Below are 17,258 nucleotides of genomic sequence, written 5' to 3' on the forward strand. Positions count from 1 at the left end.
TTTTCAGAATAACCTTTCTACTTTAAGATATAAATTTTACATTTGAGTTACATTTTTAAAATAAACAACATGATAAAAAAACTTTTTGCTGAATTTTTCGGCACATTTTGGCTTGTTTTCGGTGGTTGCGGAAGCGCTGTTTTTGCAGCGGGTGTTCCGGACATCGGTATCGGACTTTTAGGAGTAGCCCTTGCGTTCGGTCTTACCGTTCTCACTATGGCTTACGCGGTAGGCCATATCTCAGGCGGCCACTTCAACCCTGCAGTTTCGTTTGGCCTTTTGGCAGGCGGACGGTTTTCAGGCAAAGACCTCATTCCGTATATTGTTGCTCAGTGTCTGGGAGCAATTGTAGCGGCAGGATGTTTATACACCATCCTTAACGGCGCTGGTGCTGTAGAATTCTCTAAACCCGGAGATTTTGCCACTAATTTTTACGGAGAAGCCGTTTATAACGGTAAAGCATTCAGTATGGGTGCTGCGTTCCTAGCAGAGTTTTTATTAACTGCTTTTTTCCTTATTGTCATCATGGGAGCCACAGATAAATGGGCCAACGGTAAATTTGCCGGTCTTGCCATTGGTCTTGCTCTTACGCTGATCCATTTGATATCTATTCCTATTACCAATACTTCTGTAAACCCTGCAAGGTCCCTTTCGCAGGCAGTTTTCATGGGTGGAATTGCGATGTCACAACTTTGGCTGTTTTGGGTAGCTCCTATTTTGGGAGGTATTGTTGGGGGACTGATCTACAAGTTCTTACTTCAGAGAGACACTGCTGAAATACCAGATTAAGTACTATTGAATATCAACGATAAAATCCTGTCAGGCGGCAGGATTTTTTTATTTTAATTTTTTGATATCAAAAGGATTTTTAAAAATGAGTTCTTCGTGTTTCCCTTTGATTTCCATTTTACGCTGAAGCAGATTTAATGCCATCTTCCGGATAAACAAATCCTTATCATTCAGTTTCCAATAAGAATCTTCATGCAGTTTTTTTGGAGGCCGGATCAGATAGAATTCTGTTTCCCACGTATCTGCATTATGGTAAAACTCAATGATTCCACAATGTTCAGGGATCAGTGCGGCATCTACCATACCCATTGGAAGGAGAAAGCTGAATGCATTACACATATAATCGCCACACAAAATTTTTTCATGTTTCAGAAACTTTTCTCCGGACTCTTTATTGAGGTAGGATTTTTTAAAATCGTTTTTGAAGTCACTTTTTGAAAGCTTGATCTCAATTTCGTGACTATTCCCGAGAGAATCAACAATGAGAATATCCGCTTCCCAATCAGCCTGGAAATAATTGGTCATCACGACTTCTTTCTCAAAATCACAATGAGAATGGATATAGGCGTGAATAAGTTCTTCTATTTTGAGCATTAGCAATGACTATAAAAATGTGTGAGGTAAAAATATTTATGATAAGACCGGATTCAGGAAGTAACCGCAAAATTTTAATTGCTGATTACATGCTGTACGAAATTGACAAGCAAGCGGAATGATTATTCAGAACTGGCTCTTAGCTTACCAGCAGGCTGCATCCGCGGATATCGGAATGATCTATCCTTCCCAATACCTGAAATTTCCGACCTGTGATTTTGCCCAAATCCTGAGTGGCTATAAAAGAACAGGAATGGGTGTTGGCCAGATCAATGATATTTATAGCTCCCGTTCTTCCTTCTTTTTCATAAGCCAGAGGATCTTCTGCATTCCGGATCATCACCCTCATCCAGGGCGGGCATTCATATTCATTGTTTCCTAAAGAATACGCCTGGGAAAGAAGTTCTGTCATCGAATATTCAGAGTAAATTTTCTGAGTATTAAAGCCATCCTGCAAGATCTTCAAAAGCTCGTCTTTTGTCATCTCCTCTTTTCTTCCTTTCATTCCTCCAGTTTCAATAACGGTCAGATTTTGAGATCTATATACAGATAAATTAAGCGTTTTTACGGTATCTAAAAAGTCCAGCAGGGCGAAAGAAACTCCAAAGAGAATTACCTTTTTGTCTTTCAGCTGCTGCAACAACTCAAAAAGCTCTTTATGATTGTAAAGAAAATATCCGTTCTCCGGCTGATCAGATTTTTTCATGAGAAAATCCACCATATATATTAATGATGAATTCTGTTTTTCCAGATAGCTTGGCAGAAGGCCCAGGAAAATAAAGTCTTCCGGCTTGCCGATAAACTGTTCAAAACTTTTATAAATACTATTTTTGTAAAGATAAGCATCCGCAATATAATGCTTTGAAAGATTCATCTTTGTTGTTCCTGAACTTTGGAAAAAAAGATCCGTACTTACATTTTTGTCGAGGATCTGATGGTTTTTAAACATTTCTATGGGCAGAAACGGTATGTTCACCAGACTGTTTACCTCATCGGGGTTAATGTTTAAAAAGTCAACAAATTTTCTGTAGATCTCAACATGATCATACTGATAGCGGAATGTTTTCAGTGAGGCTTCAAGGAAATCCTGCTCTGTCTGTATGTTAAATATATTTTTCAGCTCCATAATTAATGATCTTCTCACCGGTTGATTATCAAGCAGCTATCCGGATAATTTAATATTTTTTTAATATTCCAAAACCATACTTTGGTAAACTTCTTGCAAGAATTTACCCGGAATATGGATTAAAAACGAGAACGGGTTTCGGCCCGTTTGGGGATTACCTCTTTTTTGAGGTAATTTTTTTATTGTTCAAATACCTTCAGTTCGAAGTCTTTTTCAAAAACGCCATACGTAAAATAAGAAATCCAGTCACCCAAGTTGATATATTTCGAATGCTGTTCCAGTTCGAGTACCATGGGAAGATGCCGGTGTCCATAGATGAAATAATCGATCTTCTGCGTCTTCAGCTTTTCTTTGGAATAAATGATCAGGAACTCTTTATCTTCTCCAAGGAATGCTTTATCTTCTTCACCGGAGATCATTTTATTTTTTTGGGACAGGTATAATGCGATCTTCATGGCAATATCCGGGTGAAGCCATTTGAAAAACCACTGAGCAAGTGGATTGGTAAATAGTCTTTTCATTCTTTTATAGCCTTTGTCACCAGGTCCAAGGCCATCGCCATGAGCCAGGAGAAACTGCTTGCCACCCATTTCAAAATATTGCTTCTTGTAGAAAACGGTACATCCTATTTCTTCTTCCAGATAATCTTTCATCCATAGATCATGATTTCCCACAAAAAAATAGATCTGAATCCCCCGGTCCTTTAGTTCTGCAATTTTTCCTAAAACACGTACATATCCTTTGGGCACTACATGCTTCCACTCATGCCAGAAGTCAAAAAGATCACCCATTAAAAACAAAACCTGCGCATCTTCTTTGATCTCGTTCATCCAGCGTATAAACTTCTCTTCACGCATCCGGCTTTCTTTGGGTGTGGGAGCCCCAAAATGCTGGTCTGAAGCAAAGTATACTTTTTTTCCAGGTTCTAAATTTATTGTTGTCTTTAACACCTTATGAATTTTGGATAAAATTATTGATTATCTTCAGCAAACCATTCACCATAAGAGTTTTCAGTCTCATGAAGTTTAAGATAGGCCAGAGAAATTCCCTGAGGAAGTTTTGATTTTATTTTAGCCGCAATGGCATAGAGCATATTTTCGCAAGTCGGCTGGAAGCTGCAATAGATTACTTTATGGCCTCTCTGCTCCAGATCATCCCCCAATTCTTTGTGTGGAGTAAGTGCATTGAGTAGAACTGCATGATCCCAGACATCTACAATTTCAGATTTTACGATACTTTTGATATCTCCGAAATCTACCACCATCCCGTTTTTAGGGTTTTCAATATCATTTATCGGTTTTCCCTTCACTGTTACAAACAGCTTATAGGAATGTCCATGCATATTTTTACATTTCCCATCGTAATTGTAAAGTACGTGAGCGGTTTCGAATGTAAAAATTTTTGTAATACGTATCATATTGCAAAGATATGACAAAACCGTTAAACAGAGAAAAGACTGTTTTTATTACAGCAATATTCAGCTCCGGACCTTAATTAATTTTCAGGGTTATATTATTATCCTGCGTTCCATCCACATTAGCAGCATAATAGGGTACAGAAAGCCAGCCGTTATCATTCATCACAAACTTGAATCCATAGGTTTTTCCTTTTTCAAACTGTGATTTTGGAAGGGCCAGTTCAAAAGTATTCTTCCCTTTCGAGATCATCTGGTAGTTTTTACTTTCCGGCTTCCAGTCATTAAAAGAACCTGCAACAGAAACATTTCTGATCAGTTCAGTGCTTTGATTTTCCGGATACTGATACGAGAAGATTACATGATCATTTTCCAGACGGTAACCATAGGTTTCCTTTGTATGGTTGGGATGGGCAATAGGTTCAGAAAGGGTATATTCTTCTGCCAGCATATAGGGATCCAGCAAACGCTTATCCATAATGCCGGCAATGTGATTGAGCATTGGATAATACACCGGAAATGCTTTATATCCGTTATACATTACAATGATAGCCATCTTACTGTCCGGAAAGATTCTATATCCACTTACATTTCCACCAGAAAAATAAAAGGATTTTATATGGTTAAAATTGTTGATATCCCAGCCATGTGCAAAAGTGATTCCTTTATTTTTATACTCAAATGGGGTCCACATCATCTTTTCCGTAGCGGGTTTCAGAAAATCATTTTTGCTCAAATGGATGCTCCATTGTAAAAAGGCAGGCAATGTGACCGCCAGACCATTGGCTACATGAGCTTTCCTTCCTTCCACAAAAGTAGATTGATCATACTTATGGATATTTTTGTTATAGATATACTTCACAACCCTATTAGGAATTTTTTCGATAGAATTGGATGAAAACACCACCTGATTTTGAGTATCCGGAAACTGATTCTTCAGAATATAGTCTTCGAGTTTCTGGCCTGTTACTTTTTCAATAATCATCGCTATCAGAAGATAGTTGGTCTGATTGTATCGATATTCCCGGCCGGTCTCAAAGTCCATTTTTTCTTTTGACAACCGGTCAATGACCTGTTGGTTTGTGGCATTTACCGGAATGTCTTCAAAAATGACCCAGTCGGGTAATCCTGAAGAATGAGACAGAAGGTTTTTGACCTGAACATTCTGCCATTGTTTGGGTATATGCTCAAGATGCCTGGTAATTTTATCCTCCAATGAAACCTTCCCTTCTTCAATAAGTTTAAAAATAGCAACATTCGACATTAGCTTTGTCGTAGAATATATCCTGAACATGGTATTGGCATCTACTTTCTTATCATTTTCCAATGTTTCCCTCCCATAATATTTCTGGAAAACTATTGTATTATCTTTTACAATTCCAACTGCCATTCCTGGAATTTCATTGATCTGAATAACATTTTTTATATAGGCATCAATTGCTTTGGTCTGCTCTGCATTCTGACTGAATCCCAGCTGATAAATATTTAAAAACAGGGCTACGAAAATTGATTGTTTCATTTTGATTTCTTTGTATTTCTTATAAATGACAATTGATGGCCTTGTGGTATTACATGCAATAGAGACGGTTTCCAGGATCTGATGAATTATTCTCCTGCTGTCCTTATGGGCCTCACTGACTTATTTTTTTTCATCAACGCTACCATTATTTCTATCGGTATTTTGCGGCTATCCAGCTAAGTGCTTTACAATTGCTTATTCCCATCTGATACTCTATGACGGTTATGTTCACGCCAACGTATCGAGCCAGTTACCTTCCAGTCTTTTTATTTTCTTAGCCTCAGGATCAAATAAAACCCAAAGGGTAAGGGAATCCACAACAAGCTTATCGTGGCAGTAGAATTCTACTTTCCGGGGCTGTTTTGGTCCTTCAGGTGGCAGAGGATATGTTTTCACGGTAATGGTATCGCCCAGATAAACCTGTTTTTTATATTGAATATGATGATCCAAAAGCATCCAGGCATCATCAGCATAGTCTGTTTTATGTTTTAAAGACTCCCAGTGTTCTGCAGCTGCTTCTTCTACCCAATGCACATACTGCACATTGTTCACATGATTGTTCTGATCAATATGATCTTCGGTTACCTTAATCTGTTTTTGATGTACTAAATCCATTTCCTATTGCTTTCCTGATACCAAAGATAGGAACTTTTGACTGCAATAGCTTCTCAATTATTTACAGGCATTCCAACGGTTTTTCGAAACGATTCTCGCCATTTCTCGTTTCTTCATGTAAATAATCAGTCTATGTGTTATTCTTAAGTCCTATTTTCTGCCTTTCAAAAACACTATAATAACTCCATAAGCAATTCAATAAATTAGAATTAGCTGGAGCATAATTTTGAAGTAAAAAATATTTAGTAATTTTATTAACAGAAGTGTTTTACAAAGTGGAAATATCCACTAATAACCCACTCAATATAAAGTGATTGTAATGAAAATTTCAGGATGCAAAATATTGTTCTTTTTCCTTCTTTTTTTCCCAGGTATGACAAAAGTGTATAGCCAGGATCATAAAGAACTGATAAAACAAGAGCTGATAGAATATGCTAAAGATTTCAGTCATAATCCTTCCCAATATATTGAAAAGTTTGAAACATTACGGAGAAGAGCGGTAGAGGTTAACATCAGTGATGTCGCTACTGAATGCTTATATTACAAAGCGTACTGTTTTTATTTCACCAACAAAAGCGACAGTACTATTATTTACTCCCAAAAAGCCCTCGAAGAAGCCACGAAATACCATAACCGAAAGATCAAAGCAAAATCCATGGCATTATTGGCTCTGGCATATTCCAGACGTGGTTTTATGAACAGAGCCTTCAACCTGTTGGATAGTGCGGTAAAAGAGCCGGATCCTGATGACCATAAAACCAAGGCCCAGCTTTATGCTGTAGGATTACAAATTTCGATGTATGCGGATAATGCAGATAAAGAAGACCAGTATTCTTTGCAAGCCCTACATGAAGCAGAGCTTTCCCGTGATATACCAACACTTCGTATGGCTTATATAGGCCGGAGCCGTATTGAAAACTACCGGGGAAGCAGTGAACAGGCAAAAAAACATTTGAAAAAAGCCATAGCTTTAATCAACACCTCTAAAGATAATTATTTAAATGCCCATATTAATACGGGTTTCGGGGAAATTTATTTTAACGAAAAGAAGTATGACAGCGCAATAACCTATCAGCTGAAAGCTCTAAAATCTGCATTGGTAATCGGAGACAAAAAATTTCTGGCTGACATTTACCATGCTCTTAAAGCATCTTATAAAGCAAAAAATGACCTTGAAAACTACAAAATAGCTGATGAAAATTCCCATGCGTTACAAGACAGCCTGAGAACACTAAATATTGAACAGCATGAATCGGTGCTGACCTCTCTGGAGAAAGATTTGAAAGACAGCCATCAAAAAGAAAAATTAAACTACAGGATTATTACTGTAATTGCCATTCTTTTGCTGCTGGTCTTAGTTTCAGTATTGATAAGGTATTACAAGCGTTTGTATATCCTGAAACGTACTACCCGAGAAAAAGAGGAAATTATTAAGAAAAAGCAACAGGAAATTTACACCTTGCAGAGTGAATTCCAAAAAGATTCCATAGATGATATTTTGCGTTATGCCAGGGAAGATCAACCTATTTTCTTAAAAAAATACAGAGAGCTTTATCCTGATTTTCTCAAAAAACTGGAAACAATTGCTCCGGGGCTTACTTCCGATGATCTTAAATGCTGCGCTATGATGCATCTGAACTTTACGGCAAAAGAAATAGCTTTCTACACTTATGCTTCCATCCGTACGGTAGAAAATAGAAAATACCGTATCCGTAAAAAGCTGAATGTTGAATCCTCTATCGATTTAAATGAGTTTTTAATGAACTTATAAAAATATCTAGTCTCAAAATCTATCTACACTACCTTTTCTGCCATTCTTTTTATGGGTCACTGTAATCAATACAATCTGCTTCTTCAGAATATACTGATCAGCAAAAGTTCTTTTTAAGCCACAAAAAAACGGAATCAGGTTCTGCCTGATTCCGCTTTAAGGTATTTAATCTTGTAAGGTTATTTTGATTTTGCAGCTGGCTTAGCTGTTGTATTTGAAGCACCTAATTTGGTTTTCACAGCAGAAGTAATATCCTCGCTTCCGTCTGTATAAATTAAGTTATTCGCCCCCTGGCTTGCTGTATCAAATACATAATTGATTCCTTTCTCTTTAGCCACTGCTGAGATCGCACCATGTATTTTTTGCTGTAAAGGGGTAAATAATTCGGTTTGTTTAGCCGAAATATCTTTAGCCGCCTGTGCTCTTGCTGCTTCTATTTTTTTTCCTATAGCTTCCAGGTCTGTCTGTGCAGCCATCAGATCTTTAGTTACCGCTTCTTTATTGGTTTCGTTTAATGTTTTTTCTTTCTCCTGTGCGGCTTTCAACTTAGTCTGGTATTCACCGATTAATTTTTCAACTTCGCCCTGTCTGGTTTTCGTCAGGTTATCAATGGTAGAGGTAATCGTTTTCACTTCAGCTAAACTTGCAAAAATATCATCGGTGTTCACATTTCCTATTTTTTGTTGAGCATTCACGGCATTGGCACTAAGCGTTAATCCGGCAGTAATAAAAAGTACTTTAATTAAATTCATTTTATAATTTTTTTTTAGAAAAACTGTTTTTTTTCGACTCCAAATATAATTTAAATTTTCATTAGTTATCATCAGGCTTTTTTGATTACCACTTTTTAACCCGGAAACAACCGGAAATCCGCTTTTTGAAATGATCCCAAATATCTTCTTAAAGCCTTCCATCAGGCAAAAAACCTTCCTAAAGACAGGAAGGTTTACATCAAAAAAATATGGAAAAAATGACTAATGAAATTGTGCGGTTTCCGTAGAATCTTTCATGGCTACAGTTGCCGAAGAACCGTTCGTAACTACATTTTGCACTTCATCAAAGTATCCGGTTCCTACAAAAGACTGGTGCTTCACAGCGCGGAATCCTTTTTGCTGCAACGCAAATTCACGCTCCTGAAGTTCTGAATATCCTGCCATTCCTCTTTCTTTGTAAGCCAATGCCAGTTCAAACATTGCTGTATTCAGCGCATGGAAACCGGCCAGCGTGATAAACTGGAATTTGTAACCCATTTTGGCCAGCTCTTCACGGAACGTAGACATTTCCTCTACACTCAGTTTAGCAGCCCAGTTGAAGGAAGGAGAGCAATTGTAAGCCAGCATTTTCCCTGGGAATTTTGCGTGAATTCCTTCTGCAAATTTTCTGGCCTGTTCCAGATCAGGATTTGACGTTTCCATCCAGATCAGGTCGGCATAGGGTGCATAGGACAAACCTCTGTCTATCCCCTGCTCAACTCCGTTTCGCACAACATAGAAGCCTTCGGAAGTTCTCTCTCCGGTTACAAATTTTTTATCTCTGTCGTCGATATCTGAGGTCAACAGATCAGCAGCATCAGCGTCTGTTCTTGCAATAATAAGGCTGGGAACACCCAATACATCTGCCGCCAGACGGGCTGCAACAAGCTTATTAACAGCTTCCTGCGTAGGAACCAGCACTTTTCCGCCCAGGTGGCCACATTTTTTTGCTGAAGACAGCTGGTCTTCAAAATGTACACCCGCAGCTCCGGCTTCAATCATCTGCTTCATCAGTTCAAAGGCGTTCAGATTTCCACCGAAGCCAGCCTCTGCGTCTGCAATAATCGGCACCAGATATTCTTTATTTCCGGTTCCGCTTACAGACTGTACCTGGTCTGCTCTTAATAAGGCATTATTAATTTTTTTCACTACAGAAGGGACTGAGTTAGCCGGATAGAGCGATTGATCCGGATACATTTCTCCGGATAAGTTCGCATCAGCAGCTACCTGCCAGCCTGAAAGATAGATAGCTTCCAGCCCGGCATCCACTTCCTGAACAGCTTGGTTTCCGGTAAGCGCTCCCAGTCCTGCCACGTAATCCTGGGTATTTAGTTTATCCCAGAATTTTTTAGACATTTCTGTGGCAATAGTATAGTCTATGGTGTAAGATCCACGAAGTTTCAATACTTCTTCCGCGGTATAAGGTCTTTTTACCCCTTTCCAACGCGGATTTGTCAGCCAATCGTGTTCTAAGTTCTGGATTTGTTCTTGTCTTGTTTTCATAATATTTTGGATTTTTGTTGATTAGATATAAAATAAGAATGTCAGGGAATTTGTAGTGGCTGATGCTCAGACATTATATTCATGGCCGGATCACCATCTTTATTCCAACTTTTGCACGCTCCAACTAGATAAAAGGATATGCCTTAAGGGTTAAAAATTCTTCAAAGTTTTCAGCAAATATCAGCTCGTTGAATAGTTCTTTAGCCAGATTAAATTTTCCGTTTTTGAAGCGTTCTTCGCCAACATATTTTTCAATATTGTCCATTTCTTCAGCTTCCCATTGCAGGATCATATTGCGGGTCAGTACTCTGTCATCGCTTAGCAGCGCTTCATTTTTCAGCCACTGCCAGATCTGCGTTCTTGAAATTTCTGCGGTAGCTGCATCTTCCATAAGATTGTAAATGGCGGCAGCCCCTGTTCCCATCAGCCAGCTTTCCAGATAGAGAATGCCCACATTGATGTTTTTTCTGACTCCTTTTTCTGTGATATCTCCTTTGGGAATCTCCAGCAGGTCACTTTCTTTGATATGATATTCAGGCTTTTTGTCAATCTGATTTTTTGAAGGCATATAGTGATCGAAAACCTGTTTTGCCACAGCTACCAATGCAGGATGTGCTACCCAGGTCCCATCATGACCGTTTTTCACTTCCCTTTCCTTATCGCTTCGTACTTTTTCAAAAGCAATCGTGTTGGCTTCCTCATCATCTTTTACAGGAATCTGAGCTGCCATTCCGCCAATGGCATGCACATTTCTTTTATGGCACACTTCAATCACTCTTTTAGAATAGGCACTCATAAATGGCGAGGTCATCGTTACCTGATCTCTGTCCGGCACCATAAAATCCGGCAGATTTCTGAATTTCTTGATGAATGAGAAAATGTAATCCCACCGTCCGCAGTTTAATCCTGCACTGTGATCTTTCAGTTCATATAAAATTTCATCGATCTGGAATGAGGCGGTAATCGTTTCTATCAGCACCGTAGCTTTAATGGTTCCCTCCGGAATTCCCAGATAATTCTGAGCAAAAGCAAAAACTTCGTTCCACCAGCGGGCTTCTTTATAATGTTCAAGTTTAGGAAGATAAAAATAGGGTCCACTTCCGCTTTCTAGCAATTTTTTAGCATTTCTGAAAAAATAGATTCCGAAATCGGTAAGAGAGCCTGATGCTTCCTCTCCGTTGATTTCTATATGCTTTTCCGGAAGATGCAGTCCTCTGGGGCGCACCAGTAGAACAGCCGTATTTCCGTTAAGAGCGTAAGCTTTTCCTTTTTCGTTGACAAAATCAATGGTTCCGTTAACAGCATCGGTAAGATTGATCTGCCCATGGATACCGTTTTCCCAGGTTGGCGAGCTGCTGTCTTCAAAATCGGCCATGAAGGTGAAAGCACCGGAATTCAGGGCATTGATGATCATCTTCCGGTCAACAGGACCTGTAATCTCCACTCTTCTGTCCAAAAGATCTTCCGGCAGCGGCGCACAGATCCAGTCTCCATTTCTGATGTCTTCGGTCTCTTGTAAAAATTCCGGAAGAACTCCCTGGTCAAATTTCTGCTGTATTTTTTTTCTTTCTTCTAAAAGTTCTAATCTTTTATGATTGAAATTCTGGTGAAGTGCCATAAGAAAATCTGTCAAATCCGGTGTAAACACCTCTCCGAATGCCTGCTCTGAATGTATTTTAAATTGTGTCTTGGTTTCCATAACCTGTTGATTTTGTGATTTGATATTACAAACATAAATAAAAATTTTCACAATCAGCGAACGTTCGCTAAATTTATTTAAAAATTATTATGCGAATAATCGCATCTAATATTTATATTTGATCAATGAATTCAGAAAGCGACTTTATCAAAACAGTTTTCGGGCTGAAGCTGAAGCAGCAGAGACAAAAGAAAAACTGGTCCCTGCAGGACCTTGCCGTAAAGACAGGGTTATCCAAATCATACCTTAACGAAATCGAAAACGGAAAAAAATACCCCAAGCACGATAAGATCATTCAACTTTCAGACGCACTCAACTGCACTTTTGACGACCTGGTTTCCACAAAACTGGATAAGAGCCTCGCTCCGTTTAACGAGATTCTTCAATCTGATTTTTTCAAAGAAGTCCCTTTGGAACTGTTTGGGATTAATAAAAACAACCTTATCAGCATCATCAGTGATGCCCCAAAAAAAGTGACTGCCTTTATCAATGCACTGATAGAGATCTCACAGAATTATAATCTTGGAAAAGAGAGGTTTTACTTTGCGGTTTTAAGATCATTTCAGGAATTGTACGATAATTATTTTCCTGAAATTGAGGAAAAGGTAAATCTGTTCATTCAGGAAAACCAGGTACAGACCGGAAAAGATCTGAATCCTGATGTCCTGGAAAATATTCTTGTGGGAAAGTTCCATTATACGATCCGTTCTGAAGATTTTGAGCAGTATGGGACAGCAGACAACCTGCGTTCCCTTTTTATCCCCGAAAAAAAGCTGGTCCTGCTAAACAAAAAGCTTGAGAAAGATCAAAGGACTTTTATCCTGGCAAAGGAAATAGGATTCAACGTTCTGGAACTGAAAAACCGTCCTAATACCTACTCATGGCTTGACTTTGGAAGTTTTGAAGAAATTCTGAATAATTTTTACGCTTCTTATTTTGCGGGCGCACTGTTGATCTCAAAGGAGCCTGTGATTGAAAGAACATCCGAGCTTTTCCAGCATAATACCTGGGAACCCACACTTTTTGAAAACCTGATCAACAGCTTTACCCATTCTCCGGAAACCTTCTATTACCGGCTGACCAACCTTCTCTCTTCAGAAATGGGAATTAAAGATCTGTTTTATTTGTGCCTGGTCAAAAAGAAAGGTTCTGATAAGATCCAGATCCTGAAAGAACTGCACCTTAACCATCAGCAGGCTCCTCATGCCAATGCAATGAATGAACATTACTGCAGAAGATGGATCGCTGTAAAAAACCTGCATCACCTGAAGGATAATGAAATACTTACAGATGCTCAGATCTCTCATTACAAAGACCAGGGGATCAGCTATCTTGTGATTTCAACCTCCCAGAGAAACCCTTTTTCGGACGGCAGCAACAGAAGCTATTGCCTTGGAATCCTGCTGAATTCTCAAACGATCAAAAAGATCAGCTTTATAAAATCCCCATCTTTGAAAACGATCAATGTAGGGGTGACCTGCGAGTCCTGCAGCATCCCGGATTGCGAGGTAAGACAGGCTCCTCCCGTACGGCTGGAAAAGGAACATTTTAATCTAAGCATGAAAAGCTCAATCGAGAAGATCAGGAAAGACTTTGATCGGTAAGATTTACGAACCGGAGGGATTAGCGTCCAGAATTGAAGTACCGGAATTTACTGAAAACTATTTCATATCTTAGTAAAAACACTTCAATGATATTAGACCTACTGTTTCCCAACCGGTGCATTCACTGTAGCAGAATCATCGATGCCGAGCTGCTTGTATGTGATATTTGTTTCAGCCAGATTCACTTTACACACTATGATTATTGTGAAAATAATCCTATTAAAGAAAAATGCAGGTTACTTTTTCCTGTTGAGAATACTTATGCCTTAATACAGTTCGAGACGGAAAGCTTAAGCCGCACCATTATTCATGAACTGAAATACAGGAACCGTGAAAAGGCCGGCAAAGTTCTTGCGGACTGGACTACAGAACGTCTTGATTTTAAAGAGCAGGCACCAGACCTTATGGTAAGCGTTCCCCTGCATCCCAAAAAATTACGCGAAAGGGGGTATAATCAGCTTCATGTGTATACAGAAACTTTATCAGCGTTTTACAATATCCCTTACGATCACCACTTAATTAAAAGAAATCATTATTCGAAAGCACAGGCCCTGAAAGACAAACAGCACAGACTGGACGCCGACCATACATTTTCTGTTACTGAATCCGTCACCGGAAAACATATTCTCTTGATTGACGATGTTTTTACCACAGGAAATACGGTTTCATCTATTGCCTGGGAAATCTTAAATGCAGGAGACAATACGGTAAGCGTACTGGTCATGGCAATGGATCTATAAAATGGATAATTTTATCTGAAATCAGATTGATGGTTTATTATTTCCCAAAGCAGCCAATCACTCATTTCCCTATTATTAAAACTCATTTTCAGGTTCCAGTTCTTTTGCTTAATTTTCAGAAAACAAATAACTATGCCACATCTGATCTTATTACATGGAGCCTTGGGTCACTCTGACCTGTTTAACCCGTACCGGGAAAGGTTATCTCCGTATTTTACGGTTCACACTCCTTTATTTTCGGGACATGGAAATAGCGAGCTTCCAGCGGACGGCATTACCATTACAAAATACACGGAGGAACTGGCAGAATATTGCCTTGAGAACGGTTTAAAAGATGTTTCCATTTTCGGACACAGTATGGGCGGCTATATTGCCCTTTGTTATGCGATGAAGAATCCTGAAAATGTCAATTCTATTATTACACTCGGAACAAAGTTTGACTGGAATGAGGAGCACGCTGTAAAAGAAAGTAAAATGCTTAATCCTGAGATGATTCTCGAAAAGGTCCCAAAATACGCGCAGCTTCTTGAGTCTCAACATGGATTACAATGGAAGCAACTGCTTCCGGCTATCGCAGATCTGATGGTAGATCTGGGCAGAACCCCTCCCCTGCACGGCAATCTTTCAACAATTACAACACCTGTTCAGATCATGGTGGGTGATCAGGATACTATGGTGACTATTGAGGAAAGCAGCCACACGTACAGAAGCCTTCCGAACGCAAAATTAGCCGTACTTCCGGATACAAAGCATCCTATGGATAAAGTACGGCCAGTTCTATTATTTGAGTTGTTAAAAGATTTCTGGAATCTTTCGTAAAATTATCGCTGAAGTTTTTCGCCATAGCTAAGATCTCCGGCATCTCCTAATCCGGGAGTAATATACCCCTTTGATGTTAAATCCTCATCGATTGCTCCTACCCAGATATGAGCATCCGGATATGCATTCTGTACAGTTTCCACTCCTTGTTTTGAAGCAATAGCAGCAACGATATGAAGCTGGGTTGGGTTTCCGTTAGTAAGAAGATCTTTAATCGCTTCAATCAGAGATGCTCCTGTAGCCAGCATGGGATCTGCCACAATCAGCGGTCTTCCTTCAATGCTCGGGCAGGTAAGATAATCCTGCTTAATGGAGAAATAATCATTGGCATCGTGCTTTCTGTATGCAGCAACAAAACCACAGTCTGCTCTGTCCAGATAGTTCAGAATTCCCTCAAATAACGGAACCCCGGCTCTTAAAATGGTAGTAATAACCGGCTGCACTGCAATTTCTCTGCTTTTAATGGTATCCAAAGGGGTTTGAATTTCAACTTCCCTGTACTCCAGGCCTCTGCTGATTTCAAAAGCTGCAATTTCCCCTATTCTTTCCATATTTCTTCGGAATCTCATCCGGTCATGCTGCACATCAACATTTCGGAGTTCATTAATCCATTCGGTTACAAGAGAAAAATTTTGGGATAAAATAGTAAGCATGAAGATCTTTAATTTTTATTTACAGTTAGTCGACATTAATTCCTGCAAAATTACAACTTAAAAATGAATTGAAGTTTTGATGCCGGAAAGTATAGGTATAAAAAATCTGGTAAGGTTATTTCCCTACCAGATTTTTCTGAAATATTTGTTTTTATTTTTGTCTGAAATAAACTTCGATGGGAACTCCGGTAAAACCGAACTCTTTTCTCAGCTGATTTTCAGTAAATCTTTTGTATGGCTCCTTTACATACTGAGGCAGGTTGCAGAAAAACACAAACTGTGGCGATGGTGTAGGAAGCTGAACACAATACTTGATCTTAATATATTTTCCTTTAAGAGCAGGCGGCGGCGTATTCTCGAAGATCGGAAGCATCACTTCATTCAGTTTTGAAGTTTTGATTTTCTTCTTACGGTCTTCATACACTTCCATAGCCACCTCTACGGCTTTCAGGATTCTCTGCTTTGTTAAAGCTGAAACGAATAAGATTGGAATATCCTGAAACTGTCCGATTTTATCTTTAATCGATTTTTCAAAGTCACGCATGGTATTGGTCTGCTTGTCTTCGATCAAATCCCATTTGTTGACAAGGATAACAATTCCTTTTCTATTTTTCTGTGCCAGTCCGAAGATATTCATATCCTGAGATTCCCATCCCTGAGTAGCATCCACCATAATGATAACCACATCAGAATATTCAATAGAACGGATTGATCTCATCACGGAATAGAATTCCAGATCTTCGTTGACCTTGGACTTTCTTCTCATCCCTGCAGTATCTACCAGAACAAACTCATGTCCGAATTTGTTGTATAAAGTCTGGATACTGTCTCTGGTGGTCCCGGCGATGTCTGTTACGATATTTCTTTCCACATCCAGCAAAGCATTGGTCATGGTAGACTTTCCTACGTTAGGACGGCCGGCAATCGTAATCTTTGGCAATCCTTCAAAAGGATCTTTATATTCTGTAGTCGGGAAATCTTTAACAATATCATCCAACAGTTCTCCTGTTCCGGAACCTGTTGCTGAAGAAAGAGTATAGTATTTATCGATACCTAACTGGTAGAATTCTGTTGCCGGAAGTTCTTCCTTAGAAGAATCTACTTTGTTGATGACAATATAAATGGGTTTGTTGGATCTTCTCAGCAATCTGTAGATTTCGTAATCTGTATCGGTAAGCCCCTCTTCCACGTTCATCATAAAGATAATAGAAGTAGCCTCATCTACTGCCAGCTGTACCTGCTTGCGGATTTCCTCTTCAAAGATATCATCCGTACCTACATCATACCCTCCGGTATCAATAACGGTAAAGTCTACTCCGTTCCAGTCAGATTTTCCGTAGTGACGGTCTCTGGTTACACCGGCTGTAGAGTCTACAATAGCTTCTCTTCTTTCTAATAAACGGTTAAAAAGCGTAGATTTTCCTACGTTGGGACGTCCAACGATTGCAACAATATTTGACATAAAAAAATGTTTAATAATCCTTTTGCTAAGCTCAGGATAAGTTTATTAATGGGTTACTCCAACTTTTGGAGCCCAATTTTTTTGCAAAGATAGGTTTTTATTATTTAACCTCAGAGATGTTAGTCTATGACAGAAAGGTAAAAAAATGAATGCCAGGAGTTATGTTCCAGGACATTACCTCCAGTATTATATTCAATG

Annotated in this window: 16 protein-coding genes; 5 read left to right on the forward strand and 11 right to left on the reverse strand. The window is 39.1% G+C overall.

Annotated features, from left to right (window positions below; all coding sequences use genetic code 11):
* Positions 1–72: 72 nt before the first annotated feature.
* Entirely contained in the window at positions 73–789 is a 717-nt protein-coding gene (gene aqpZ, locus DRF67_RS04375; protein ID WP_115927108.1) for an aquaporin Z, read from the forward strand.
* Between the two features lie 48 nt (positions 790–837).
* Here aqpZ and DRF67_RS04380 read toward each other — a convergent pair whose 3' ends face one another.
* The 6 genes from DRF67_RS04380 to DRF67_RS04405 form a co-directional block, all read right to left on the reverse strand.
* Positions 838–1,383 carry a hypothetical protein gene (locus DRF67_RS04380; protein WP_115927002.1) on the reverse strand — a complete coding sequence of 182 codons (546 nt, stop codon included), beginning with the start codon at positions 1,381–1,383 and terminating at the stop codon, positions 838–840.
* A gap of 139 nt (positions 1,384–1,522) precedes the next feature.
* Positions 1,523–2,509 (reverse strand): LuxE/PaaK family acyltransferase, encoded by a 987-nt coding sequence (locus DRF67_RS04385; RefSeq protein WP_185142053.1) that lies wholly within the window; start codon positions 2,507–2,509, stop codon positions 1,523–1,525.
* Between the two features lie 179 nt (positions 2,510–2,688).
* Positions 2,689–3,459 (reverse strand): UDP-2,3-diacylglucosamine diphosphatase, encoded by a 771-nt coding sequence (locus tag DRF67_RS04390; protein WP_115927004.1) that lies wholly within the window; start codon positions 3,457–3,459, stop codon positions 2,689–2,691.
* A gap of 20 nt (positions 3,460–3,479) precedes the next feature.
* A complete protein-coding gene (locus DRF67_RS04395; RefSeq protein WP_115927006.1) occupies positions 3,480–3,926 on the reverse strand; it encodes a 6-pyruvoyl trahydropterin synthase family protein in 447 nt (148 codons plus the stop codon).
* Between the two features lie 73 nt (positions 3,927–3,999).
* Complete coding sequence (locus DRF67_RS04400) at positions 4,000–5,442, reverse strand: serine hydrolase (protein ID WP_115927008.1); 1,443 nt, start codon at positions 5,440–5,442, stop codon at positions 4,000–4,002.
* Positions 5,443–5,670: 228 nt separating this feature from the next.
* Positions 5,671–6,057, reverse strand: a complete 387-nt coding sequence (locus DRF67_RS04405) for an acyl-CoA thioesterase (RefSeq protein ID WP_115927010.1) — start codon at positions 6,055–6,057, stop codon at positions 5,671–5,673.
* Between the two features lie 319 nt (positions 6,058–6,376).
* Here DRF67_RS04405 and DRF67_RS04410 point away from each other — a divergent pair, with 319 nt between their 5' ends.
* Positions 6,377–7,828, forward strand: coding sequence for a tetratricopeptide repeat protein (locus DRF67_RS04410; RefSeq protein WP_123912706.1), 1,452 nt, complete (start codon positions 6,377–6,379; stop codon positions 7,826–7,828).
* Positions 7,829–8,007: 179 nt separating this feature from the next.
* On the opposite strand, the gene DRF67_RS04415 is transcribed toward DRF67_RS04410, so the two are convergent.
* From DRF67_RS04415 to aceB, 3 genes are all read right to left on the reverse strand, one after another.
* Positions 8,008–8,580, reverse strand: coding sequence for an OmpH family outer membrane protein (locus tag DRF67_RS04415; RefSeq protein WP_115927112.1), 573 nt, complete (start codon positions 8,578–8,580; stop codon positions 8,008–8,010).
* Between the two features lie 222 nt (positions 8,581–8,802).
* The gene (gene aceA / locus DRF67_RS04420; protein WP_115927014.1) at positions 8,803–10,083 is read right to left on the reverse strand and encodes an isocitrate lyase; all 1,281 of its coding nucleotides are present in this window, start codon (positions 10,081–10,083) and stop codon (positions 8,803–8,805) included.
* Positions 10,084–10,207: 124 nt separating this feature from the next.
* Positions 10,208–11,782, reverse strand: coding sequence for a malate synthase A (aceB, locus tag DRF67_RS04425; protein ID WP_115927016.1), 1,575 nt, complete (start codon positions 11,780–11,782; stop codon positions 10,208–10,210).
* A 125-nt stretch (positions 11,783–11,907) separates the two neighbouring features.
* On the opposite strand from aceB, the gene DRF67_RS04430 reads away from it, so the two are divergent.
* From DRF67_RS04430 to DRF67_RS04440, 3 genes are all read left to right on the forward strand, one after another.
* Positions 11,908–13,386 (forward strand): helix-turn-helix domain-containing protein, encoded by a 1,479-nt coding sequence (locus tag DRF67_RS04430; RefSeq protein WP_115927018.1) that lies wholly within the window; start codon positions 11,908–11,910, stop codon positions 13,384–13,386.
* An 86-nt stretch (positions 13,387–13,472) separates the two neighbouring features.
* Entirely contained in the window at positions 13,473–14,126 is a 654-nt protein-coding gene (locus tag DRF67_RS04435) for a ComF family protein (protein ID WP_115927020.1), read from the forward strand.
* Positions 14,127–14,258: 132 nt separating this feature from the next.
* Complete coding sequence (locus tag DRF67_RS04440) at positions 14,259–14,945, forward strand: alpha/beta fold hydrolase (protein WP_115927022.1); 687 nt, start codon at positions 14,259–14,261, stop codon at positions 14,943–14,945.
* A 2-nt stretch (positions 14,946–14,947) separates the two neighbouring features.
* On the opposite strand, the gene upp is transcribed toward DRF67_RS04440, so the two are convergent.
* Positions 14,948–15,598 (reverse strand): uracil phosphoribosyltransferase, encoded by a 651-nt coding sequence (gene upp, locus DRF67_RS04445; RefSeq protein ID WP_115927024.1) that lies wholly within the window; start codon positions 15,596–15,598, stop codon positions 14,948–14,950.
* Positions 15,599–15,749: 151 nt separating this feature from the next.
* Positions 15,750–17,060, reverse strand: a complete 1,311-nt coding sequence (gene der / locus DRF67_RS04450) for a ribosome biogenesis GTPase Der (protein WP_115927026.1) — start codon at positions 17,058–17,060, stop codon at positions 15,750–15,752.
* Positions 17,061–17,258 lie beyond the last annotated feature (198 nt).

The organism is Chryseobacterium pennipullorum (assembly GCF_003384725.1).
GTDB classification, from domain to species: domain Bacteria; phylum Bacteroidota; class Bacteroidia; order Flavobacteriales; family Weeksellaceae; genus Chryseobacterium; species Chryseobacterium pennipullorum.